This is a genomic window from Pseudomonas sp. FSL W7-0098, from assembly GCF_005930585.1.
Lineage (GTDB): Bacteria > Pseudomonadota > Gammaproteobacteria > Pseudomonadales > Pseudomonadaceae > Aquipseudomonas > Aquipseudomonas bubulae.
In genome coordinates, this window is sequence record NZ_RXHW01000011.1 from 130,526 (window position 1) to 155,212 (window position 24,687).

Consider the following 24,687-nt stretch of genomic DNA (forward strand, 5'->3'; position numbering starts at 1 on the left):
GCTGCGATGAGTCTGCAACTGAGTTTCGCCCACGCCAGCGCCATCGGCCCTCGCGCAGAGAATCAGGACGCACTGCGCGAGGTCACGCCTGTGCCCATGCTGGCGGCGAGCAAAGGGCATTTATTTGCCATTGCCGATGGCGTCAGCCAATGCGCCGATGGCGGCCTGGCCGCCCGTTCGACTTTGCAGGCACTGGCGCTGGACTACTACGCCACACCAGAAACCTGGAGCGTCGCCCAGGCACTGGAGCGTTTGCTGCTCGCGCAAAATAGCTGGCTGCGCGCCAATGGCGGCGGGCAACCGCTGCTGACCACGGTAAGTGCTGTGGTCATGCGCGGCAGGCGTTTTACGTTGGCCCATGTGGGTGATTGCCGGGTCTACCGCTGGCACGCCACAACCTTGCAGCGCATCAGTGAAGACCACGTCTGGGACCAGCCGGGTATGCAGCATGTGCTCAAGCGGGCGCTGGGGCTGGATCAGTATCTGGTGGTGGATTTTCTGGACGGTGAACTGCAACAGGGCGAGACCTTTGTGCTGCTTAGTGACGGTATATGGTCGACCCTGGGCGATACCGCCATAGCCGCCCTGTTGCGTGATCTTCCCGACCTGCAAAGCGCCGCCAGCACGCTGGTGAATGCCGCGCATCGGGCAGGCAGTCAGGACAATGCCAGCGCTCTGCTGGTGAGGGTCGACGCTCTGGGGGAAAGCGCCATCGGCGACGCCCTGGCGCAACTGCAGCAATGGCCACTACCGCCCGCGCTCAAACCGGGGCAACACTTTGAAAACTGGCAGGTCGAAAGCCATGTTGGCCAGAGCCAGCAATCACTGCTCTACCGGGTGCGGGATGCGCAGCAACAGCCCTGGCTACTGAAAACCCTGCCGGCCCATCTGCACGATGATCACCTGGCAGGGCAAGCGCTGCTATCGGAAGAATGGTTCCTCAAGCGCGTGGCGGGTCGTCATTTCCCCGAGGTGCACCCCGCCAGCCAGCGTCAGCATTTGTACTACGTGATGCGTGAATATCCAGGCACCACCCTGGAAAATCTCTATACCAAGCGCGGGCCTCTGCCCCTGGCACAATGGCTGGATCTGGCCGAGCGCCTGTTGCGAGCTGTGGGCCTGTTACACCGACGGCAGATTTTTCATCGCGATATCAAACCGCACAATCTGTTGCTGGGTGACGACGGTGAATTGCGCTTGCTGGACTTTGGGCTGGCCTACTGCCCCGGTCTGTCGGAGGATCTGCCATCAACGTTGCCCGGCACACCCAGTTATCTCTCCCCGGAAGCCTTTCGCGGCGAAAAACCCAGCCCCGGACAGGATCTCTACGCCGTGGGCGTGACGCTGTATTACCTGCTGACCGGGCATTACCCCTACGGAGAAATCGAAGCATTTCAGCGTCCGCGCTTTGGTATGCCTGTCAGCGCCAGTCGTTATCGACCCGATCTGCCGGAGTGGATTGTCCATAACCTTGGGCGCGGGGTTGCCGCCAATCCGGCGCAACGCTTTGAAACGGCCGAAGAATGGCTGCTACAACTGGAGCAGGGTGAGCGCCAGAGCTTGAGCGTGCGCCCCCGGCCCTTGCTGGAGCGCGAGCCGTTAAAGGTATGGCGGACGGTGGCATCAGTGTCGTTGTTGATAAATCTGGTGCTGATATTTTTGCTGTCTCACCCATAAAGGTGTTCGCTACAGGGCAAGCGGCGCCCCAATAACGGGCGAGGCGCATTGCATCGGTGCACAAAAACACCCCGCGAATATCCAGACATCGTGTAAACACGGGCTCTTGTCAACTTGGCACAACCACTGCATTAGCTAATCCATCAAACATAAAACCCGGTCTTCAACGACGAATACCAGGTTTCCCGAGAGAACGGGACAAGGACAAAGGCGTCCTCGCTAGGCAACTAGCGGGACGCCTTTTTTTGTTTTTGCACAATGTGTCGAGCAAGGCCGCAATGCCCCCCAGAAGGCCGGCCTTGCTCGCGGAGAACCTGATGAAAAAACTCAAACTGGTGATGATCGGCAACGGCATGGCCGGGGTTCGCACCCTGGAAGAGTTGCTCAAACTGAGCAACGAGCTGTACGAGATTACGGTCTTCGGCGCCGAACCTCACGCCAACTACAACCGTATCCTGCTCTCGCCCGTTCTGGCCGGGGAACAGACCTTCGAGGAGATAGTGCTCAACGATCTGGACTGGTACCTGGACAACAACATCAAGCTGCTGCTCAACCGCAAGGTGGTGCAGATCGACCGGGCCAGGCGCCGGGTTATCGCCGAAGACGGTACCGAAGCCGAGTACGACCGTCTGCTGATTGCCACCGGCTCTACGCCCTTTATCCTGCCGATCCCCGGCAACACCCTGGACGGTGTGATCGGCTACCGCGATATTGCTGATACCCAGGCGATGATCGATACCGCCAAAACCCATAAACACGCGGTGGTCATCGGTGGCGGACTGCTGGGGCTGGAGGCAGCCAATGGCCTGATGCTGCGCGGCATGCATGTGACCGTGGTGCATATCGGCGAATGGCTGCTGGATCGCCAACTCGACCCGATCAGCGGCCAACTGCTGCAAAATGCTCTTGAAGCACGCGGCCTGCATTTTCGCCTGCGCGAACAGACCAATGCCCTGCACGATGCTGGAAATGGCCGGGTGGGCTCGGTGGAGTTCAAGAACGGCGAGATCATCCCTGCAGATCTGGTAGTGATGGCTGCCGGTATTCGGCCCAATACCGAGCTTGCCGAGCAGGCGGGCATCCCCTGCAATCGCGGCATTCTCGTCAACGACACCCTGCAAACCTACGACCCGCGCATTTACGCCATCGGCGAATGCGCCAGCCATCGCGGCATCGCTTACGGCCTGGTGGCGCCACTGTTCGAGCAGGCCAAGGTCTGCGCCAACCACCTCGCACAACTGGGTTTTGCCCGCTATCAGGGCTCGGTCACGTCGACCAAACTGAAGGTCACCGGCATCGATCTGTTCTCGGCAGGCGACTTTATGGGCGGTGAAGGCACTGAAATCATCACCCTCAGCGACCCGATCGGCGGGGTCTACAAAAAGCTGGTGATCAAGGACGACATTCTGGTGGGAGCCTGCCTGTACGGCGACACCGCAGACGGCGGCTGGTACTTCCGACAAATCCGTGAGAATCACGCCATCGGTGAGATCCGCGATCATTTGATGTTTGGTGAAAATGCCATAGGCGATGTCGGCCATCAGGGCCAGGACAAGGCCATGAGCATGGCCGACACCGCCGAAATCTGCGGTTGCAATGGCGTGTGCAAGGGCACCATCGTCAAGGCTATTCAAGAGCACGGGCTGTTCAGCGTTGATGAGGTCAAAAAGCACACCAAGGCGGCCAGCTCCTGCGGTTCATGCGCGGGGTTGGTGGAGCAGGTTTTGATCAACACCGTGGGGGGCGCGGCGGACGTCAAACCCAAAAGCGAAAAAGCCATCTGCGGCTGCAGCGACCTGAACCACGGACAAATCCGCCGGGCCATTCGCGAGCAACATTTGCTGACCATCGCCGACACCCAGCGCTACCTGAACTGGCGCTCGCCCAACGGCTGCGCCACCTGCCGCCCGGCGCTCAACTACTACCTGATTTCGACCTGGCCGGGAGAGGCCCGCGATGATCCGCAATCACGCCTAATAAACGAAAGGGCCCACGCAAACATTCAAAAAGACGGCACCTATTCCGTCGTCCCGCGGATGTGGGGTGGCGTCACCAACCCGTCCGAGCTGAGGCGTATTGCCGATGTGGCCGACAAGTACAACGTGCCGATGGTCAAGGTTACCGGCGGGCAGCGCATCGATCTGCTGGGGATAAAAAAACACGACCTGCCGGGCGTGTGGAAGGATCTGGACATGCCCTCGGGGCATGCCTACGGCAAATCCATCCGCACGGTAAAGACCTGTGTGGGCAGCGAGTTCTGCCGCTTCGGCACGCAAAACTCGACGCAACTGGGCATCGAGCTGGAACACGATCTGTTCAATATGTGGTCGCCGCACAAGGTGAAGTTGGCAGTGTCCGGTTGCCCGCGCAACTGTTCGGAAGCAGGCATCAAGGACGTAGGAATTATCGGCGTGGACTCAGGCTGGGAGATGTATATCGGCGGTAATGGCGGGATCAAAACCGAGGTTGCCGAGTTCTTCGTCAAGCTCAAAACGGCTGAAGAAGTCCGCGAGTACAACGGTGCCTTTTTACAGTTGTATCGCGAAGAGGCCTTCTACCTCGAGCGCACCGTGCATTACCTGCAACGGGTCGGTATGGAGCACATCAAAAAGGCTGTGCTTGAAGACCCCGAACGGCGCAAGGCGCTCAATGATCGCCTGCAGTTTTCCCTGTCGTTTGAGCAAGACCCGTGGAAAGAGCGCCTGGTGCAGCCGTTGCTGAAAAAGGAGTTCGAGGTCATCCCCGTGAAAAATCTGGAGGTGCCGGCATGAACTGGCTCGATATCTGTTCACTTGAAGAAATCAACACCCTGGGCTCACGGATCATCAGCGGACCGAAGGGTGATATCGCGATTTTTCGCACAAGCGACGACGAAGTGTTCGCCCTCGACGACCGCTGCCCGCACAAGGGCGGCCCGTTGTCCCAGGGTTTGATCTACGGCAAGCGCGTCGCCTGCCCGCTGCACAACTGGCAGATCGATCTGCAAAGCGGCGAAGCCCAGGCTCCGGACATCGGTTGCGCCCACCACCATCAGGCGCGGGTGGAAAATGGCCGTGTGCAGTTGGCCCTGCGGGACGCAGGCTGATGAGCCGCCAGATCACCGCCTCCACCTGCTGCTACTGCGGGGTCGGCTGCGGCGTGCTGATCGAACATGATGGCGAGCGTATTCTCGGCGTTAGCGGCGATCCGACGCATCCGGCCAACTATGGCAAGCTGTGCAGCAAAGGCTCGACCCTGCACCTGACCGGCGACCTCAATGCCCGCGCGCTGTACCCGCAACTGCGCCTGGGCAAGGCACTGGCCCGTGGTCGCATCGACTGGGACAGCGCCCTTGATCACGCGGCCAATGTGTTCGCCGCCACCATCGCCGAGCACGGCCCCGACAGCGTGGCGTTTTATATCTCGGGGCAGTTGCTGACCGAGGATTACTACGCCTTCAACAAACTGGCCCGGGCGCTGGTGGGCACCAACAATATCGACAGCAATTCGCGGCTGTGCATGTCCTCGGCCGTGGTCGGCTACAAACGAAGCCTGGGCGCCGATGCGCCGCCTTGCAGCTATGAAGACCTGGAGCTGAGCGATTGCGTGATGATCGTCGGCAGCAATATGGCCTACGCACATCCGGTACTGTTTCGCCGCCTGGAGGAGGCAAAAGCCCGACGTCCGCAGATGAAAGTCATCGTTATCGACCCGCGGCGTACCGATACCTGCGATCTGGCCGACCTGCATCTGGCAATTTTACCGGGCACCGACGTCGCGTTGTTTCACGGGATTTTGCATTTATTGCTGTGGGAAGACTGGGTCGATCGCGACTTTATCCAGGCCCACACTCAGGGCCTGCCCGAGCTGAAAAGCCTGGTGCGCGATTACACCCCGCAGATGGTCTCGCAATTGTGCGGCATCAGCGTCGAGCAACTGCAGCAATGCGCCGAATGGGTGGGCACCTCGCCAAGTTTTTTATCGCTGTGGTGCATGGGCCTGAACCAGTCCACCGCCGGCAGCGCGAAAAACAGCGCCCTGATCAATCTGCATCTGGCCACCGGGCAAATCGGCCGCCCGGGTGCAGGACCGTTCTCGCTTACCGGTCAGCCCAATGCCATGGGCGGGCGCGAAACCGGTAGCCTGTCCAACTTGTTACCCGGCCATCGTGATGCGGCCAATGCCGAACACCGGGCCGAAGTCGCCGCTTACTGGGGGGTTGAGCAACTGCCGCAGAACACCGGCCTGAGCGCCATCGAACTCTTTGAGCAAATGGCCAGCGGCAAGGTCAAGGCCGTGTGGATCGCCTGCACCAACCCCGCGCAATCCATGCCGGACCAGACTGCCGTGCGGGCGGCGTTGCAGGCCTGCCCGTTTGTGGTGCTGCAAGAGGCGTTTCACACCACCGAAACCGCGGCCTTCGCCGACCTGCTGTTGCCCGCCGCCAGTTGGGGAGAAAAGGACGGCACAGTGACAAACTCTGAGCGGCGTATTTCCCATGTACGCAAAGCCATTCCGGCACCGGGGGAAGCCCGTTCCGACTGGGCGATTACGGTGGATTTCGCACAGCGCCTGGAAAAACATCTGCGTCCCGAGCACAGCAGCCTGTTTGCATTTGAAACTGAAGCCCAGGTGTTCGACGAATACAAGCACCTGACCTCTGGCCGTGATCTGGACCTGTCGGGTATCAGCCATGCAGTGCTCGATGCCATCGGCCCGCAACAGTGGCCTTTCCCGATAGGGGCCCGTGAAGGCACTGCGCGGCTGTATTTGGACGGGGTATTCCCTACCGCCACCGGTCGTGCGCAGTTCGTGGCCGAGCCCTACCGTGCCGCCAAGGAGCAGCGCGACGCACGCTTCCCCCTCACGCTGATCACTGGTCGCCTGCGCGACCAATGGCACGGTATGAGCCGCACCGGCACGGCCGCGCAATTGTTCGGTCACGTCAGCGAAGCGGTGTTGAGCCTGCACCCGGACGAGTTGCGCCGTCATCGCCTGCAGCCCGGAGATCTGGTCAGCCTCAAGAGTCGGCGCGGCGCCGTGATTGTTCCAGTCAGCAGCGACGACAGCGTGCGCCCGGGGCAGGCGTTTTTGCCGATGCACTGGGGTGACCGCTTCCTCAAGGGCGGGGTCAACATCTTGACCGTGCCAGCGTTTGACCCGCTGTCCAAACAACCGGAACTCAAACACAGCGCCGTGCGCCTGGAACCGGCGCAATTACCTTGGCACCTTTTCGCCCTGATCGAGGGTGATGTTCAACAGAATTTCGAGACACTGCGCCAGCTCTGCGAAACCTTTTCGTACGTCAGTTTCAGCCTGACTGGCCGCGAGCGCCCTGCGTTACTGATCCGTGCCGCCAGCGCCAGCGCACCCGATCCGCAACTGCTACGCGAGATTGATCAATGCCTGGGGCTCAACGAGGGGCCGGTACTGGCTTACGACGACCCGCGCCGCGCCATTGGTAAGCGGGTGCGCATCGAGCACGGAAGCATCACTGCGATTCGTCTGGCGGGCGAAACCCTGGCACGGCACTGGCTGCAAAACCTGTGGCAGGAAGGCCGCGCCGACGAGCAATTGCGCCGCTGGCTGCTGGCGCCACTGAGCGCGCCACCGGGCAACGCCAACGCCCCGACCGCTGGCAACTCGATTGTGTGCAATTGCAAGAACGTCAGTCAGAGCGTGATTGAGGCTGGCATCGCCCAAGGGCTGGACTTGCAGGGACTGAAAAGATCGTTGGGCTGCGGGACGCAATGCGGCTCCTGTGTCCCGCAAATCAAGCGCTTGCTGACTGCCCAGGCGCAGCCGGTCGCCATTAACCCGTGAGGAAATCACAATGAGTGCAAAAGTCTGGCTGGTGGGCGCAGGGCCGGGTGATCCCGAACTGCTGACGCTCAAGGCCGTGCGCGCCCTGCGCGAAGCAGATGTCGTATTGATTGACGATCTGGTCAATGACGCGGTGCTGGAGCATTGCCCCGCTGCGCGGGTGATTTCGGTGGGCAAACGCGGAGGGTGCCGTTCGACTCCACAGGCGTTTATTCATCGCCTGATGCTGCGTTATGCCCGCCACGGCAAATGCGTGGTTCGACTCAAGGGCGGCGACCCATGCATTTTCGGCCGTGGCGGCGAAGAGGCACAGTGGTTGCGTGAACACGGGGTTGAGGTGGAACTGGTCAATGGCATCACGGCCGGCCTGGCTGGCGCGACGCAATGCGCTATCCCCCTGACCCTGCGCGGCGTGGCCCGTGGCGTGACGCTGGTGACGGCACACACCCAGGATGACAGCCAGGTGAACTGGCAGGCGCTGGCGCAAAGCGGCACCACGCTGGTGGTGTATATGGGGGTGGCAAAGTTGAGCGAGATCCGCGAACAATTGCTGGCGGGCGGCATGACGGCGGACATGCCGGTGGCCATGATCGAAAATGCCTCCCTGCCCCACCAGCGCGAATGCCGCAGCGACCTGACGGCGATGGAGAAAGATGCTCAGGCGTTTGAACTCAAGAGCCCGGCGATTCTGGTGATTGGTCGCGTGGCGGCATCCAGCGCGGCACAACCATCACGGGAGGAGAATGTGTGGGAGCCGGGCTTGCCCGCGATGCAGGCAACCCGCTAGTTCTGAAGGGAATTTTAACTGTGGGAGCGAGCCTGCTCGCGAACGACTTTCGCGAGCAGGCTCGCTCCCACAGGGAGGGTTGACCGGCAACAGAGTATCTACAGAAATGGCGCAGAAGGGGTGATCTCAAACGACCCCCTTCGCCTCAACGTTTACCCCGCTGCGGGCCACAAGCCACGCGCAAAGCGACTTGTGACTGAGCCAAATCGACCCCCGCCGTCATCCCGGTGTCATGGGGCTTTGTTTCCTTGACGGGCATTCAGCCCTCAAGGAGCCCCCATGATTCGCCCCACATTACTGGCCCTCGCGCTTTTTTCCGTGATCAACAGCGCTTGCGCCGCCCCCGACACGCCGCTGCCCCACTCCCCCGGCGCGCCTTATGCCGCCAGTGGCCTGGCCGACCGTATCGTGCTGACCCCCGGGGCCGATCCTGCCAGGGAAATGGCCGTAACATTCCGCACCGATACCCGCCAGCAGGCCAGCCAGCTGCAACTGGCTCCTGCCCTCGATGGCCCGCAACTGGCCAAGGCGGCGCATGAGGTCCAGGGCACAAGCATCAGCCTGGACAACGAGAACGGCGCGGCGTTGTTCCACCAGGTACGCCTGCACGACCTGCAGCCGGGCACGGCCTATGTGTACCGGGTCAAGGGCAGCGACGGCTGGAGTGAGTGGTTGCAGTTCCACACTGCGACCAAGAGTTTCAAGCCGTTCAACTTTATTTATATGGGCGATGTGCAGAACGACATTCTGTCACTGGCCTCGCGCAGCATTCGCCAGGCCTTGCAGAGCGTGGCCAACCCCGCGTTGATCGTGCATGCCGGGGACCTGGTGTCGCAACGCGAAGACCTGGTACACGACGATCAATGGGGCGAATGGAACCAGGCAGGTGGTTTCAATTACGGGATGATTCCCCAGCTAGTGGCCGCCGGCAACCACGAATACCTCGACGGCCTCAACCCCGACGGCAGCGAAACCCGCACTCTCGGGCCGCACTGGAGCCGCCAGTTCGCCCTGCCGCAAAACGGTGTTGATGGGCTCAAAGACACCACCTACTTTGTCGACTATCAGGGTGTGCGGTTTATCGTCCTTGATGGCACCTCGGCGCTCGATATGGGCACCCTTGATCAACAGACCCGCTGGCTTGAGCAGAGCCTGAAAACCAGCCCCGCACGCTGGAATATCGTGGTCACTCACCAGCCGGTCTACACCTGCGCCCGCCCCGAAGATACCGAGCCGTTGAAAACTGCCTGGAAGCCGCTGTTCGAGCGTTATGCGGTGGATCTGGTGTTGCAGGGCCATGATCACTGCTACAGCCGTGTCAGCAACGAGGCCGGCCGTGTTGCGTCCAAAGCCGCACAAGCCGGCGGCAAGATTCAGGGACCGGTGTATATGGTCTCGGTGGCGGGTTCGAAGATGTATGGCCTCAATGACCGGGCCCGGCAGCAACCGGATCGCAGTGCTGAAGAAACCCAGCTGTACCAGACGGTCGACGTACAGGACTCAAGGCTGAAGGTGCGCAGCTACACCGCGGCTGGCAAGTTGTATGACGCCTTTGACCTGGAGCGCGACGGCAAAAATCGCAACCACTTGCGCGAGCCGGTGAAAAACCTGCCCGCCGAACGCGCCTGCACGCAAACGGCTGGCCCCGACGGCTTCGCCTGCAGCTCAAGGGCCAAGTAACCCGCTGCTACGGGAAAACTTCAACTGTGGGAGCGAGCCTGCTCGCGAATGACCTTCGCGAGCAGGCTCGCTCCCACTGGAAGGTATCTACGGGGTTCGGCGGCACCTCACTGCTCTAGGTGATCGGCGCCGGATTGAACAGGGTGATGTCGTTGTGCAATTTGTGCTGCTCGGCCCAGGTGTGCTGTTTGCCACTGGCCACGTCCAGGTAGTAATGGAACAGCTCCCAGCCCAGCTCTTCGATACTCGCGCGCCCGGTGGCGATGCGCCCGGCGTCGATATCGATCAGGTCCGGCCAGCGTCGGGCCAGCTCAGTACGGGTCGAGACTTTCACCACCGGTGCCATCGCCAACCCATAAGGCGTGCCGCGACCTGTGGTGAATACGTGCAGGTTCATACCGGCGGCCAGTTGCAAAGTACCGCAGACAAAATCGCTGGCAGGCGTGGCACAAAAAATCAGGCCCTTGCCCTTGACCCGTTCGCCGGGCCCCAGCACGCCATTGATCGCGCTGCTGCCGGATTTGACGATGGAACCCAGGGACTTTTCGACAATATTCGACAGCCCGCCTTTCTTGTTCCCCGGCGTGGTGTTGGCACTGCGATCCGCCTCACCCTTGGCCAGGTAACGGTCGTACCAGTCCATTTCACGCACCAGTTCACGGGCGACGGTTTCGTTGGCAGCACGGGAAGTCAGCAGGTAGATGGCGTCGCGCACTTCGGTGACTTCGGAAAACAGCACCGTCGCCCCTGCCCGCAGCAGCAGGTCCGAGGCAAAACCCAACGCCGGGTTGGCAGTGATGCCGGAGAACGCATCGCTGCCACCGCACTGCATACCTAAAATCAGCTCGGACGCCGGCACGGTTTCGCGGCGACGTTGATCGAGTTTTTTCAACCGCACTTCGGCCAGCGCCATGATCTGTTCGATCATTTCGGTAAAGCCGTGGCTGGAGTCCTGCAAGCGGTACAACCACGGCTCGCTCAAGTCCACTGAGCTGTCGTTTTCGTGCATCACCTGGCCGGCCTGGAGCTTTTCGCAGCCCAGACTGATCACCAGCGCTTCGCCACCCAGGTTGGGGTTGCGCGCCAGGTTGCGCACGGTACGGATCGGGATATAGGCGTCGGTGGCGCTGATCGCTACGCCGCAGCCGTAGCTGTGGGTCAGGGCCACCACATCATCGACATGCGGGTAACGGGGCAACAACTCGTCCTTGATACGCTTGACCGCATGGTCCAGCACGCCGGTCACACACTGCACGGTGGTGGTGATGCCGAGGATATTGCGCGTCCCGACCGTGCCATCGGCGTTGCGATAACCCTCGAAGGTGAAGCCCTCAAGTGGCATTTGCGGTGCGGGAACATCGGTGGCCAGTGGCAGGCTATCGAGCGGCGGTGCGGTGGGCATGCGCAGTTGGTCCTCATTGACCCAACTGCCCCGCGCAATGGCTTGCAGGGCATAGCCGATCACCTGACCGTAGCGGATCACCTCGCCACCTTCGGCAATAGCCGCCAGCGTGACCTTGTGGCTCTGGGGGACAAAATCCACCGTCACCAGCCCGTCGGCAAACACAGTACCCGCCGGTACGCCCTGGTCGTTGACCACCACCGCGACATTATCCCGCGGGTGCAGGCGGATCGAGCGCGGTGAGTCGGAATGTTCAATCAACGTCATTACGCCGCTCCTCAAATATGGACAGGTAAAATGTCAGCGATTTTCGGGTCGCTGGTCGGTGGTTCTTTAAGTACCACACGCTTGATCGGGCCGACGATCACCAGATAGCTGAAGACCGCCACCAGTGCGTTGCAACCGACAAACACCAGCGCCCATTTGAACGAGCCGGTGGCACTGATGATGTAGCCAATGACGATCGGGGTAGTGATGGAGGCGATGTTACCGAAGGTATTGAACAGACCGCCGCTCAAGCCGGCGATCTGCTTGGGCGAGGTGTCGGAAACCACGGCCCAGCCCAGTGCGCCCACGCCCTTGCCGAAGAAGGCCAGGGCCATAAAGCCCACCACCATCCATTCAATGTCCACATAGTTGCAGGCCACGATACTGCTCGATACCAGCAGGCCGGCGATGATCGGCGCCTTGCGGGCGAAGGTCAGGGAGTGGCCCTTGCGCAGCAGGTAATCGGAAATGACTCCGCCCAGCACGCCGCCGATAAACCCGCAGACCGCCGGCAGTGAGGCAATAAAGCCGGCCTTGAGGATGGTCATGCCGCGCTCCTGCACCAGGTACACCGGGAACCAGGTCAGAAAGAAATAAGTGATGCCATTAATGCAGTACTGACCCAGGTAAACGCCGAGCATCATGCGATTGGTCAGCAGTTGGCGTATGTAGTCCCACTTGGGGCCGTCGGCCTTTTTGCCTTTCTGGTCCATGTCGACCATGCCGCCGTTGTCGGCGATGTGTTTGAACTCCGCTTCGTTGATGCGCGGGTGCTCACGTGGGCTGTAGATCACTTTGAGCCAGATGCCCGAGAAGACGATGCCGAACACACCCATCACGATAAAGACGTGCTCCCAACCGTAGGAATACACGATCCAGCCCATCAACGGTGCAAACAGCACGGTGGCAAAGTATTGCGCCGAGTTGAAAATAGCTGAGGCCGTGCCACGTTCGGCGGTGGGGAACCAGGCGGCCACGATGCGGGCGTTGCCGGGAAAGGACGGCGCTTCGGCCAACCCCACCAGAAAACGCAGCATAAAGAGCGCCACCACGGCCGTGGACATGCCGAATTCACCGACAAAGCCTTGCAGCACGGTGAACAGGGACCAGGTAAAGATGCTCAGGGCATAGATTTTTTTCGAGCCGAACCGGTCGAGCAACCAGCCACCGGGGATTTGCCCGGCCACATAGGCCCAGCCAAATGCGGAGAAGATATAGCCCAGGGTCACGGCGTCGATGCCGAGGTCTTTTTGCAGGCTGGAACCTGCGATGGCGATAGTGGCACGGTCGGCATAATTGATCGTGGTCACCAGAAAAAGCATGAGCAAAATCAAATAACGGACATGCGTCGGCTTGGTCGCTTGCATGTAGTACTACTCCCACTGATTATTTTTATGTGCGGGTTAATCTGTTTTGGCTGTAGCTGACGGGTGGAACTTATGTGGGAGCTGCGTGAGCCACCGATCGTATTCCTTTACGTAAAAAGCCGCTGATTACTCAGCGGCCTTGGTCATTGCTTACTGCGGGCCTTGCTTGTCGATCAAGGCTGCCAGCGCCTCGTACTCGTCCGGCAGCAGATCGGTCAGCGGGGTACGCACCGGGCCTGCGCCGTAACCGGAAATGGTGGCCCCGGCCTTGACGATGCTGACCGCGTAGCCGGCTTTGCGGTTGCGGATGTCCAGGTACGGCAGGAAGAACTCATCGATGATCTTGCCGATCGTGCCGTGATCGTCACGGGCCACCGCACGGTAGAACTCCATCGCGGTTTTCGGGATAAAGTTGAACACCGCCGAAGAGTAAACCGGAACGCCCAGTGCCTTGTAGGCCGCGGCGTACACTTCGGCCGTCGGCAAGCCGCCCAGATAGCTGAAGCGATCACCCAGGCGGCGACGGATCGACACCATCAATTCGATATCGCCCAGGCCATCCTTGTAGCCGATCAGGTTGGGGCAGCGCTCGGCCAGACGTTCCAGCAGCGGTGCGGTCAGACGGCAAACGTTGCGGTTGTAGACGATCACGCCGATGTTTACCGACTTGCACACAGCCTCAACGTGGGCGGCAACGCCGTCCTGGCTGGCTTCAGTCAGGTAATGCGGTAACAGCAGCAGGCCTTTGGCGCCCAGGCGCTCGGCTTCTTGAGCGTATTCGATGGCCTGGCGGGTCGAACCGCCGACACCGGCCAGGATCGGCACGCTGGTAGCGCAGGTATCGACTGCGGTTTTGATCACTTGCGAGTATTCGCTGGCTGCCAGGGAGAAGAACTCACCCGTGCCGCCAGCGGCAAACAGGGCCGAAGCGCCGTACGGAGCCAGCCATTCCAGACGTTTGATGTAACCCTCAGGGTGGAAATCACCTTGAGCATTGAAGTCGGTTATCGGAAAGGACAACAGACCGGAAGAGAGGATGGACTTCAGTTCTTGTGGATTCATTATTCGAACACCCTGGGAGCACGTTGTGATGAGAAATACGTTAGCGATTCGTTGCGTCGTACGTCATCGTACAACTTAAAAAAAGAACGTCAATCTCATTTCTTGAAATCGTGGCTGCCCTGGGGCGAATCAGTTTCGATAAAAACAAAAAAGCCCGTCTAGTACGGGCTTTGGTGGAGTGTGGTGAAAGTGAAATTTAATTTTTGGTAAGTGACAGGTTGTCGTAGAACAGCTCATCTTACGCAGCAATACCCGGTGGGAGCGGGCTTGTTCGCGATGCAAGCGCCGCGTTCTGTCAGGCCATCCGCGTCGATACGATCGCGGGCAAGCCCGCTCCCACAGGTGGAGGACGCCCTACCCGCGCTGCGCCTCTGCCTCTTCATGGGCATGGCGCAGGCGCTCGCGGCTGTTGGTCAGGTGCAGGCGCATGGCAGCGCGGGCCGCTTCCGAATCCTGACGGGCAATAGCCTGGTAGATTTCTTCGTGTTCACGGTTCAGGCGGTCCATGTACTGCTGCTGGTCATCATGGGCCAGACGCGCCGAATTGAGCCGGGTTCGCGGGATAATGCTGGTGCCCAGGTGAGTCATGATGTCCGTGAAGTAGCGGTTGCCGGTCGACAGTGCAATCTGCAAATGGAACTGAAAATCCGAGGCCACGGCATCACCGTTACGCGCGGTGTTTTCATTCAGGGCATCCAGCGCCGCGCGCATTGCGGCCAGTTGTTCGGCACTGCGCCGCTGCGCCGCCAGCCCTGCAGATTCAACCTCCAGGCTGATGCGCAACTCAAGAATCGCCAGCACATCGCGCAATGTGACGACAGTTGCCGGATCGATGCGAAAACCGCTCGGGCTCGGTGTATCCAGCACAAAGGTGCCGATGCCGTGTCGCGTCTCGACTTGCCCTGCGGCCTGCAGTCGGGAAATGGCCTCGCGCACCACCGTACGGCTAACACCATGGGCTTCCATGATCGCCGACTCGGTGGGCAACTTGTCGCCGCGCTTGAGCATGCCGTCGCGGATCTGCTCGGACAGCACCGTCACCAACTCTTGCGCCAGGCTGCGGCGCTTGCGAGGGAGGCGGGGTACGTCGTTGTGGTTTTCCATGGTGAACATTTTTCTCGAAATCAAAAGGATCGGAAGCATTGATGATTAAAGCAGCTGATCTATCGCCTTGGCCGACCTGAACACTGCGAAATCGCGCCCCCGTAGGGACGCATCATAGCTCAAGGTGGTTGTACGATCACCTGCTGACACATGACAACGCAAAACCCCAAGGGGCTGGCCTGCCTGTAATACAGGCGCTGCGGTCTGGCTGGCCGGGTCACGGTATCGCGAGCAGGTTCGCGCCTACTGTTCCCCGGCGACCATCAGACGGTCAGTGGCAAAGACTGCTCAGCCTCGACATCGCTCACGGCCAATGTGTCGTCCGGTACCCAGAACAAAAACGGATCTTTGGCCGGACGGTTATCATGGGCCCGCACACGGCCCTCCTCGGTGACTGTTCCTGCGCGTTCAAAGCCATATACCTGACGTCGCTCGACATGAATGCTCGGCGCCGCGCCTTCGCCGCTGGCAGGTTCGATGTTCATTGCCTTCAAGGTAGCCAGCAAATCATCAATGATCTGCTGACGATCAAGGGTAAAAGCCGATGCAAAGCAACGCCAGAAACGCCAGCCTGCCCGCTCCAGAATACGCTGGCGACGCATGTCGCTGTCCCAGCGGTCCGGGCCGTGGAAGCGGTCGCCGTCACATTCGATGGCCAGGCGACTGTCGTTGTCGCCCTCGACCACCATGTCGATGCGATACGCGCCAACGCCCACCTGCGGAATCACCCGATAGCCACGCTGGGTCAGCTCATCGTACATCTCCTGCTCGAAGCCGGATTCGCACAACTCGCGCAGATCACTGACCTGCGCAGCATCCTGGGTAAAAGGGGTTTCAAAGTGCTCAATCAGGCCGCGGCGCAAACTGTCCACAGGGCTGAGGTCGGTCAGCTCGACACTGCGCACCAGGTACATGCGATCCCGTGCCCGCGAAGCGGCCACGTTGAAGCGCTGGGCTATCGAGTCGCGGCTGTTGGCAAAGCAATCGCCGGGAGAGGCCACCATGCTCAGGAACATGATGTCGCGCTCCTTGCCCTGGAACGTGCGGGCATCGCCACAGCTGATCTGGAACTGGGTAATAGCCTCTTCACCCAGCTCCTTGGTCAGCATCTGCATGATCTTTTGCGCTTGCTCGGCGCCCAGCAGCGAGACCACGCCGATGCTGCGTCCAGTGATCTGCGGCAGGGCGATCAGGCGGCGAATTTCCTCGACGATCACCTGGGCTTCGCCAAGGTTGAACTTGCCTTTCTTCTCCCCGTCCATCACCAGCAGATCCACCAGCGGCGGGTCAAGACGCTCAGTCATCAACGGCAGGCGCAGCGGTTTGAGTTCGTGGTTGTAGAACTCTCGCTTGGAGTATTCGATGATCGGCGCCACACAGCGAAAATGCTCGCGCAGCATGGTGCCGCTCTTGGCAAATACCACTTTGAACAGGTCATACAGCGAACGCTCGGGCGACATCAAGGGCCGATACAGGCCCACCTGATTGCCCAGAAAGCGCGCCATCATGTTCTGCACGCGCTCTTCTTCCATGCCGATACCATCGGGCGATACTTGTTTGTCATCGCCCACCACCAGCACTTTTTTCGCCCGCAGCAACGCCGGCAATGCACTGAGATCCGACTGCGACGCTTCGTCGATAATCACCAGGTCAAAGGCACCGTACTGCGCGGGCAGGCTTTCGCAAATGCGGTAATGCGGCATGATCCAGCACGGGATGGCCGAGATCGCCACATCGGCCGCCAGTCGCGCATCCTGACGATAACGCCCGGCGCGTACGCCGGTGCCCTTGCCGATCTTGCGGATTGCGGTGCGGTACAGCTCAAGGGCTGCCCTGACACTCGGCGTGGCGTTTTCCGACAGCCGCAGCCAGGTTCGTTTGACCACCGCATCCTGATAAAGACGCGACAGACTCAGCTCCAGCTCACCGCGTAACTTGAACAATCGCTTGAGGTCTTCGCGTCCGTCGATGCTTTCGAGGTAGCGGGCCAGACGGCTCAGGCGCCACACATCCAGGCAGTTGTCCGGGAGCAGGCCGTCGACCGCCCCGACGACCGGCTCTTCACGCAAACGGGCGGCCCAAAGCAGGCCGCCGCTTTGCGCGATCAGGTCGGTTACCCGCTGTACGGTCTCAAGGGCACTGGCCAGGGCCATCACCCGGCGCAACTCGTCCATCAGCGCGGACCACCGGGTTTGCAGTAAGGCGGTATCAACCTGAGGCTGACCAAGGCTCAAATCCAGAAAGCCTTGCAACTGCTCACTGATATCGCCACCACACCCGGCCAGCGCTATGTTGAAGGTTTCCTTGATGGCCCAGGTGGCCGCCAGGCGATGGCGTATCAGGTAGTGTCGCAGGATGCTTTCGGCCTCGGCCAATACCGGTGCGTTGCTGCGCAACTGGCTAACCTCGGCCCAGTCCGGGAGCAGCTGCTTGAGTTCGCGGTGGGCACGGGCTTCGCCCTGCTCGGTGAGCACAATGGCATCGAACTGCTCGATCGCCCGGGCCGCTGCCATCAGTTGCTCGGCGTCGGTTTCCAGCGTCGGCAAGGGTATTTCGGCAGCCAGCGCATTCCAGCGCAGCAGCAAGGTACGGCTGTGTTGCTGGAAGTGCACAAAGGCTTGCACATGCTGCCAGTCCTGGTCGCTTTGCGGCTTGCTGCCCAGCACCACAATGGTGTCCAGCAACTGTTTTTGCGTGCCCTTGCCAAGCAGGCCGGACAAGCCGAACGGGCGTCGCCCCTGGGCCAGGTTATCGATAGCTGCCACCACCTCGGGTTGCGCATGCAACTCGAACGACAGGCTTACCGGTCGTGCCACAAAGGCCTTGCGCCCTGCCAGCGCGTCTTCGATCTCGCCCTTGAGGCTGGCAAACAGCGCCAGCACATCATCGTTGCCACCACGCATCAGACAAGCCTGCATGGGCGCGGCCCAGCTGTGGGCCGAGGTGCTGATCTGTGTGCGCAGGGTTTGCAGTTGGCCCAAATGCTCGACCAGCGCCTGGGCCTGCTCCAGGGTTTCGGCACTGTTATCCAGCAGGCGCGGCACTTCGCCGGTGCTTTCCTTGAGCTGCAGCTGGCTTTCCTGAGCCAGATCCTGATGCACCTGAATCAGTGTCTGCGCGTCCGGGAAGTCAGCCAGCTGCGGCAGTTTCTGGCCCAGGTAGGCCAGTGAGTCCTTGAGTTCAAGCCGGGCTTCGCGCAAGGCGATGATGTCTTGCAACGTAAAGCGCGGACGATACGCTTCGTCCACGCCGATCCGGTCGGTAAAACCGCTGATTTCATCTTGGGCCGCCGCAACCTGCAAGGCCGCATGGGTAGGGCTCAGGCGCTCACCGTCGATCTCCAGGTCCGACAGATTACGCTCGGCCCAATGAGTGATCTCACGATCAACGCCGGCCATCTGACCATGAAGGGTGTTGATTTCGTCGTCAATCTGCCCGATTTCGCGCTTATACAGCGCACGATCGATGCGCTGTACTTCGGCTGAGATCTTTTGAATGGCGAACTCGAACTGCTTCATGCCGTCCGCTTCACTGCTCAACAAACTGATTGCCAGCGGACGTATGGCTTCCGGGAGTTTTTCCTGCAGCACCGCCAGGGCCGGGTCTTTCATCGACGTCACCAGCACCCGCTTGCCATTGGCCAGGTAATGGCTGATGACGTTGGCGATGGTATGGGTCTTGCCCGTACCGGGCGGGCCCTGCACCACAACGCCATCGTGCACTTGCAGCAGCTGGATGATTTGCACCTGCTCATCGTTGTACGGTTTGGGGAAATACAGCTCCTGCGCTTTTGCCGCCGGCGCATCATCCCCCTGGGTACCGCTGACGTAGGACAAACCACGAAACGGTGGCAGGACCACATCTTCCAGCACACTGGACGGTTCGGTGAGAATGGCCCGCAAGGCCGCCGGCAGCTCACCGGCCTCCTCGATCCCGGCTTCAAAGCGACCCAGGTCTTCAATAAACATATTGCTGTCGCGGGCGCGGGCAAACAGGCACCAGGTATCGGTGACACACAAGAACTCGGCAGCCTTGGGGACGGATCGATCACCCTCGGCCAGCGTCACCGGCAAAAACTGACCATGGGCATCGAGCAGGGTCGATGCTGAACGAATCACCGGCTCGTAGCTGGCGGCGTTGAACGGGCTGATGCCGGCCTGATCCTGTTGGAAAAAATCCTTGGCCAGGGTTGCCAGCGGCCCGACACCGGCAATATCGGCCGCCACATAGGCATCCACTTCCAGGCGTGGCTCGGCAGCGCGCGGACGCACTTCAATGGCCATGCTGTCGGGGTTGATGGCGATCTCCACCAACTGGCTGATTAACGGGTAATGGATGACACCGACCACGGGATGTTCCCACGTCGAAACCCCCAGGCCCCACACCAGTTCCAGCTGCGCATCCCCCAGGTTGCCCTGCATCTGTTGCACCAGCATAAAAAGCTCGGCATACAGTTCGATGCTTTTGCGCCGCTGTTTTTCCTCGGCGGCCCACAGGCGCCAGGCCGTTTGGCTGTAAGACTTGAATTGCGCACGGATCTCGCCAGCATCCAGGCAGTCTTCCAGATTGACCCACTCTTCGACAGCGACGTCTTCCCCGATCTGCAGAGCTACAGGCATCAAGCGCGAGCGTTCGTCCTCGGAGATCGCCGTGCTGTTGATCAGGACCTCCCGTGCCAGGCGGACCTTGAGTGCCGGTTCGGTCTGCGGCGTGCCCTTGAGTTCGATCCACAACCCCAGCAGCGGGCTGAGGGGCGCCGGTGGCTTGCGCTCATGCAGACGTTCGAGCTGCAGCCAGACTTCGTCTTCCTCGCCGTTGTGCAGATCCAGGCTGACCCCGGGCAACGCCCGCAATTTTTCTTCGCTGGCACTGAAGGCGCTGTGTTGGCTAAGTGTTAACGCCGGCCGCTTTTGCATCAGCGCGGTCTGTTTAACAAATTCAATCAGGCCGGCAAGACGGGCACGTACTGTTTCCATGGGTGAGCTGAACCACTTCGATAAGGGGGCACTTCGACAGAATCTGGAAGCGCCGAGTAAAAGCGAAATTTCTTACAATGGCCGACACGATACAGAGGTTCTGGTGGTATTCGGATACATCATTTTGTAAAACCTGTTCGCTATACATGACGACCTTATTATTACAAAAAAGGTCGTTCGTCATGCCCGCCTCACCCCAGCGTCTTGCGCTCACCCTTGCACTGCTGAGTACCAGCTGTTTATCCCCTGTGGCGTTTGCCAAAGCGGCCCTCCTCAGCACCGCCAGCACCGACAGCCTGACCCTCAATGGCAACGACACCCTGACGTTGACGCCCAGCGGCAGCCTGACCACCACCAAGGTGGCGGTCACTCTGAAAGACGACACCCGCGGCTCAGGTGTCGTCATCGACAACGCCGGCAGCTTGATCTCGACAGGCGGGCGAGCCATCGATACCAGCGGCAGTACCCGTGGTGAACGCAACTACAGCATTATCAATCGCAGCGGCGCGACGATTCAGGGCAGTAACGATGCTTTGCGAATCGACACCAATTTCACCAGTGGCAGTGTGTTGATCGACAACAGTGGCACTGTGCGCTCGACCGGCAGTGGCCAGGCCATCGACCTCGACTCGCTGCGCAGCGAGGGTGTCCAGACCACCCTTATCAACCGCGAGGGTGGGCTGATCCGCGGCGAATTCAGTGACGGCATGAAAACCGGTTCCAACGCCACAATCCTCAACTACGGCGAGATTTCATCGGGTGATGCCCTGACCGACGACAACAAATTCGACGGCATCGATATTGACTCGGCAACCGGCGTGACCGTGACCAACCACGGCACCCTTTCAGGTGGTCGCCACGGCATGACCACCGATCTGGGCGCAACCCTGGTCAACTACGGCGAAGTCACCGGGCGCAACGGCTCGGGCTTTGGTTCGGACGGCAACGGCACCGTGATCAATTACGGCACCATCACCGGCGCCTACTCCGGGCTCAAGCCCAACGGTGACGGCGATGGCGTGGATATCGACCTGATCGCCCATATCGAAAACTATGGGGTGATTCAGGGCACCGGCGCCGGTGGCGTCGATAAAAACGGCTTTGCCAATGGCAGCGAAGGTATCGCCCTTGGCGGGGGTTATCTCTACAACGCCGCAGGTGCACTCATCAGTGGCGCCAACAATGCGGTGCTGGTGGATGACGGCAGCGATGGCCCCGGGATCGCGACCACCCGACTGATCAATAACGGCACAATCAAAGGGCTGGACGGTTTTGCCGTCAGATTTGTGGGAGAGTTCGATGATGTGGTCAGCAACAAGGGTCTGATCAGTGGCAGCAATGGTCTGGCCCTGGACCTCGGCGGCGGCGATGACCACCTGACCCTGGGCAGCGCCAGCCGCTTCGACGGCCTGGTGGACGGCGGTAGCGGCTACGACCGGGTGACATTGGATGACCCGGCCGGTGGCCGCTTCGGCAATAGCCAGAACGTTGAATGGCTGGATGTGAAGTCCGGCAGCTGGATCCTCACCAGCCACAACGACTTCAGTGACGGCGGCGAGGTGTTCAGCGGCGCCCGCCTGGTCAACCTGGGAGCCATCAGCGGCGCTATCACTGTCGATGAAGGTGGCATGTATGCCGGTGGTGGCAGCGTCGGCAACCTGCAGGTCAACGGCACGCTGCAAACCGACACGCAGCTGGGCAGCGCCACCATCAGCCATGACTTGACCCTGAGCAGCGGCGCGACCCTGGCCTATGGCGTCAATGCCGATGGCAGCAGCGCACCGGTGCAGGTTGGCGGCACCGTCCACCTCAATGGCTCGACCCTGGCCATCAATGCCGGTAGCGGTACCTATCCGTGGCTAAGCCAGTACAGGGTGCTGAACGCAGCGGCCATCGACGGCACCTTTGGCAAAGTCACCAGCGATTACGCCTTCCTCACCCCGACCCTCAACTACACCCCCACCAGCGTCGAGCTGACCTATGCGCGCAATGACGTAGCATTTACCGATTATGCCAGCAGCGCCAACGGCCACAGTGCGGCCATCGGCCTGAGCCAGCTAAAGGCCGGCAACGCGCTGTATAACGCCCTGCTCAACACCTCGGCACAGACGGCGGGCGCCGCCATCGAGCAGCTATCCGCCAGCAGCAATGCGAGCCTGGGCAGCGCCACACTGGGCGCCTCTTTGCAGGTGGGCAGCAGCATGCTGGCGGCCATGCAGTCGTTGGGCGCAGGCGGTGGCCTACAGGTTGCCAGTGCCGCCAGTGATACCCCTGCCCTGGCCGCCACGGGCCTGGTGCCGGGCGTGCGCTACCTCAACGACCCGAATGCCCGGGGCAGGCTCTGGCTGCAGGGCCTGGGCAGCTATGGCCGGCTGGACGCAATCCACGGCAACAGCGACCTGACCCAACGTACCAAAGGCGGTGTACTGGGTGCCGACTGGGCGCTAACCCCGGACTGGCGCATGGGTGTACTGGGCGGCTACTCAAAAACCGACGTGGACAGCACCGGCATGGAGGGCAGGGTCAACAGCTGGCACGCGGGCGCCTATGCCATTCACCAGAGCGGTGCGCTGGCCCTGCGCCTGGGGGCGGCGTATAGCGGCCATAACGGCGACAGCAAACGCAGCGTGATATTCAACGGCTTCAGCGATCAGCCCAAGGGGGACTACCACGCCAGCAGCCAGCAGGTTTTTGCCGAACTGGGCTACGCCCTGGGCAGCGGTCGTCTGAGTGCCGAGCCGTATGCCAACCTGGGTTATCAGCGTTATCAACGTGACCGCTACACCGAAAAAGGCGGTGCCGCGGCGTTGCAGGTTGACCGGCAAACCCAGGACAACTTCAGTAGCACCCTGGGTGTACGGCTGGCGCATCTGAACCAGCTCGAAAACGGCATGAGCATCACACCCCGCCTGAGCGCTGGCTGGAAACACCTCTATGGTGATGTCGGCAGCTCAACCACCCAGGCCTTTGTGCTGGGCGGATCGGCCTTTGATGTCGAGGGCAGTGCGCTGGATCGCAACTCGCTGGTGCTGGAGGCCGGGCTGGATCTTGGCGTCTCTGCCAGGCAGACCCTGGGGGTGGGCTATACCGGCGATATCGGCAGCAACAGCCGCAACCACGGGCTGATGGGGCAGTGGCAGATGAGGTTTTGATCAAGCGGTGCGTGGAATACTTGTAGCAGTTGCCGAGGACCGAAGGCTGCGTTCGAGGGCGAAGACCTCGTAAAACCTGAGCGTTCAATCTATCTGATGCAGCGAAGTGTCTGATTTCACGACGGCTTCGTTCCTCGGCAGCTGCTACAGGTGTTTATACACAAAAAAAAGGCCCTCCCCGATACCGGGGAGGGCCTTTCGTTTAACGCCGGGGGTTAGCCCAGGTTAACGCCAAAGTTCGAAGCCAATGGCGCCAGGCCACCGGCAAAGCCCTGACCAATTGCCTTGAACTTCCACTCTTCGCCATTGCGATACAGCTCGCCGAACACCATCGCGGTTTCGGTCGAAGCGTCTTCGCTCAGGTCAAAACGTGCCAGCTCCTTGCCGTCAGCCTTGTTCAGAACGCGAATGTAAGCGTTGGATACCTGACCGAAGTTTTGCTTGCGGCCATCCGCTTCGTGAATGGTCACCGCGAAAGCCAGTTTTTTGGCTTCTTGCGACAGACCCGACAGGTTGACGTTTACTTGCTCATCATCACCGTCGCCGGCGCCCGAGCGGTTGTCGCCCTGGTGCACAACGTTGCCGTCGGGCGAAGTCTTGTTGTTGTAGAACACAAAGCTGCCGTCGTTCAGCACTTTGCCGTTCTCACCAACGATAAACACCGAGGCGTCCAGGTCGAACTCCTGACCGTCAGTAACCCGCGGGTCCCAACCCAGGCCTACAACCACTTCGGTCAGGCCAGGTGCTTCTTTGGTCAGGGAGACGTTGCCGCCTTTACTCAGACTTACTGCCATGTTCGTGAACCCTTATATGAAAAGTTGATGGGGTGCAGATTAAAACTTCAGGCCGTAGCTTTCCGCCAATGGCTTGAGACCGCCAGCAAAGCCCTGGCCCACAGCGCGGAACTTCCACTCGGCGCCATTGCGATACAGCTCGGCAAAGATCATCGCGGTTTCGGTGCTGGCGTCTTCTGCCAGGTCATAACGCGCCACTTCACTGTTGTTGTCCTGGTTCACAATGCGGATGAAAGCATTGCGCACCTGACCGAAGTTTTGACGGCGAGCGTCAGCTTCGTGAATGGTCACGGTAAACGCGATCCGGTCGATGTCAGCGGGTACTTTGGACAGGTCGACCTTGATCGCCTCGTCATCACCGTCGCCTTCACCGGTACGGTTGTCGCCCGTGTGTTCAACCGAGCCGTCCACGCTTTTGAGCTGGTTGTAAAAAATGAAATCGGAGTCAGCGCGTACTTTACCGTCAGCCTTGAGCAAGAAAGCGCTCGCATCCAGGTCGAAGTCTTGACCATCGGTGGAGCGAGCATCCCAGCCCAGACCCACGAGGACTTTGGTCATCCCGGGGGCTTCTTTGGACAGAGACAGGTTGCCGCCTTTGGAAAGGGAAAGTGCCATGT

At 60.5% G+C, this 24,687-nt stretch carries 14 protein-coding genes; 7 read left to right on the forward strand and 7 right to left on the reverse strand.

The genetic code is table 11. The features are described 5' to 3' along the window. Positions 1-6: 6 nt before the first annotated feature. The 6 genes from FHL07_RS19690 to FHL07_RS19715 all read left to right on the forward strand — a co-directional run bounded on the left by FHL07_RS19690 (position 7) and on the right by FHL07_RS19715 (position 9,946). Positions 7-1,677: a bifunctional protein-serine/threonine kinase/phosphatase gene (locus FHL07_RS19690; protein ID WP_138738816.1), complete on the forward strand. Its 1,671-nt coding sequence runs from the start codon at positions 7-9 to the stop codon at positions 1,675-1,677. Positions 1,678-1,994: 317 nt separating this feature from the next. Further along, positions 1,995-4,448 carry a nitrite reductase large subunit NirB gene (gene nirB, locus FHL07_RS19695; RefSeq protein ID WP_138738817.1) on the forward strand — a complete coding sequence of 818 codons (2,454 nt, stop codon included), beginning with the start codon at positions 1,995-1,997 and terminating at the stop codon, positions 4,446-4,448. Continuing rightward, on the forward strand, positions 4,445-4,762 hold the full coding sequence (nirD, locus tag FHL07_RS19700) for a nitrite reductase small subunit NirD (protein ID WP_095002498.1): 318 nt from the start codon (positions 4,445-4,447) through the stop codon (positions 4,760-4,762). Before nirB ends, nirD begins: the two co-directional genes overlap by 4 nt. After that, entirely contained in the window at positions 4,762-7,479 is a 2,718-nt protein-coding gene (locus FHL07_RS19705; protein ID WP_138738818.1) for a nitrate reductase, read from the forward strand. The genes nirD and FHL07_RS19705 overlap by 1 nt, the downstream gene beginning before the upstream one ends. 10 nt (positions 7,480-7,489) lie before the next feature. Further along, positions 7,490-8,266 (forward strand): uroporphyrinogen-III C-methyltransferase, encoded by a 777-nt coding sequence (gene cobA / locus FHL07_RS19710; RefSeq protein WP_095002496.1) that lies wholly within the window; start codon positions 7,490-7,492, stop codon positions 8,264-8,266. 279 nt (positions 8,267-8,545) lie between these two features. Next, positions 8,546-9,946: a purple acid phosphatase family protein gene (locus FHL07_RS19715; RefSeq protein ID WP_176465004.1), complete on the forward strand. Its 1,401-nt coding sequence runs from the start codon at positions 8,546-8,548 to the stop codon at positions 9,944-9,946. 115 nt (positions 9,947-10,061) lie between these two features. On the opposite strand, the gene garD is transcribed toward FHL07_RS19715, so the two are convergent. The 5 genes from garD to FHL07_RS19740 form a co-directional block, all read right to left on the reverse strand. Next, complete coding sequence (garD, locus tag FHL07_RS19720; protein ID WP_095025637.1) at positions 10,062-11,615, reverse strand: galactarate dehydratase; 1,554 nt, start codon at positions 11,613-11,615, stop codon at positions 10,062-10,064. 11 nt (positions 11,616-11,626) lie between these two features. After that, complete coding sequence (locus FHL07_RS19725) at positions 11,627-12,982, reverse strand: MFS transporter (protein WP_138738819.1); 1,356 nt, start codon at positions 12,980-12,982, stop codon at positions 11,627-11,629. Between the two features lie 150 nt (positions 12,983-13,132). Next, a complete protein-coding gene (gene kdgD, locus FHL07_RS19730) occupies positions 13,133-14,044 on the reverse strand; it encodes a 5-dehydro-4-deoxyglucarate dehydratase (protein ID WP_095002493.1) in 912 nt (303 codons plus the stop codon). A gap of 354 nt (positions 14,045-14,398) precedes the next feature. Beyond that, the gene (locus FHL07_RS19735; protein ID WP_095002585.1) at positions 14,399-15,148 is read right to left on the reverse strand and encodes a FadR/GntR family transcriptional regulator; all 750 of its coding nucleotides are present in this window, start codon (positions 15,146-15,148) and stop codon (positions 14,399-14,401) included. Between the two features lie 263 nt (positions 15,149-15,411). After that, entirely contained in the window at positions 15,412-20,124 is a 4,713-nt protein-coding gene (locus tag FHL07_RS19740; protein WP_138738820.1) for an AAA domain-containing protein, read from the reverse strand. Positions 20,125-20,306: 182 nt separating this feature from the next. On the opposite strand from FHL07_RS19740, the gene FHL07_RS19745 reads away from it, so the two are divergent. Beyond that, positions 20,307-23,276 carry an autotransporter outer membrane beta-barrel domain-containing protein gene (locus FHL07_RS19745; RefSeq protein ID WP_138738821.1) on the forward strand — a complete coding sequence of 990 codons (2,970 nt, stop codon included), beginning with the start codon at positions 20,307-20,309 and terminating at the stop codon, positions 23,274-23,276. A gap of 215 nt (positions 23,277-23,491) precedes the next feature. Here the strand turns inward: FHL07_RS19745 and FHL07_RS19750 are convergent, their stop codons facing one another. Together FHL07_RS19750 and FHL07_RS19755 are read right to left on the reverse strand one after the other, a co-directional pair. Then, positions 23,492-24,070 carry a TerD family protein gene (locus FHL07_RS19750; protein WP_095002490.1) on the reverse strand — a complete coding sequence of 193 codons (579 nt, stop codon included), beginning with the start codon at positions 24,068-24,070 and terminating at the stop codon, positions 23,492-23,494. Between the two features lie 39 nt (positions 24,071-24,109). Further along, entirely contained in the window at positions 24,110-24,685 is a 576-nt protein-coding gene (locus tag FHL07_RS19755) for a TerD family protein (RefSeq protein WP_016783512.1), read from the reverse strand. Positions 24,686-24,687 lie beyond the last annotated feature (2 nt).

Bases quoted from the DNA above. Each gene is read 5' to 3' on its own strand.
- FHL07_RS19735 (WP_095002585.1), bottom strand. From the start codon at position 15,148: ATGGAAAACCACAACGACGTACCCCGCCTCCCTCGCAAGCGCCGCAGC.
- garD (WP_095025637.1), bottom strand. From the start codon at position 11,615: ATGACGTTGATTGAACATTCCGACTCACCGCGCTCGATCCGCCTGCAC.
- kdgD (WP_095002493.1), bottom strand. From the start codon at position 14,044: ATGAATCCACAAGAACTGAAGTCCATCCTCTCTTCCGGTCTGTTGTCC.
- FHL07_RS19715 (WP_176465004.1), top strand. From the start codon at position 8,546: ATGATTCGCCCCACATTACTGGCCCTCGCGCTTTTTTCCGTGATCAAC.
- nirD (WP_095002498.1), top strand. From the start codon at position 4,445: ATGAACTGGCTCGATATCTGTTCACTTGAAGAAATCAACACCCTGGGC.
- FHL07_RS19740 (WP_138738820.1), bottom strand. From the start codon at position 20,124: ATGGAAACAGTACGTGCCCGTCTTGCCGGCCTGATTGAATTTGTTAAA.
- FHL07_RS19745 (WP_138738821.1), top strand. From the start codon at position 20,307: ATGCCCGCCTCACCCCAGCGTCTTGCGCTCACCCTTGCACTGCTGAGT.
- FHL07_RS19750 (WP_095002490.1), bottom strand. From the start codon at position 24,070: ATGGCAGTAAGTCTGAGTAAAGGCGGCAACGTCTCCCTGACCAAAGAA.
- FHL07_RS19725 (WP_138738819.1), bottom strand. From the start codon at position 12,982: ATGCAAGCGACCAAGCCGACGCATGTCCGTTATTTGATTTTGCTCATG.
- FHL07_RS19690 (WP_138738816.1), top strand. From the start codon at position 7: ATGAGTCTGCAACTGAGTTTCGCCCACGCCAGCGCCATCGGCCCTCGC.
- FHL07_RS19755 (WP_016783512.1), bottom strand. From the start codon at position 24,685: ATGGCACTTTCCCTTTCCAAAGGCGGCAACCTGTCTCTGTCCAAAGAA.
- FHL07_RS19705 (WP_138738818.1), top strand. From the start codon at position 4,762: ATGAGCCGCCAGATCACCGCCTCCACCTGCTGCTACTGCGGGGTCGGC.
- nirB (WP_138738817.1), top strand. From the start codon at position 1,995: ATGAAAAAACTCAAACTGGTGATGATCGGCAACGGCATGGCCGGGGTT.
- cobA (WP_095002496.1), top strand. From the start codon at position 7,490: ATGAGTGCAAAAGTCTGGCTGGTGGGCGCAGGGCCGGGTGATCCCGAA.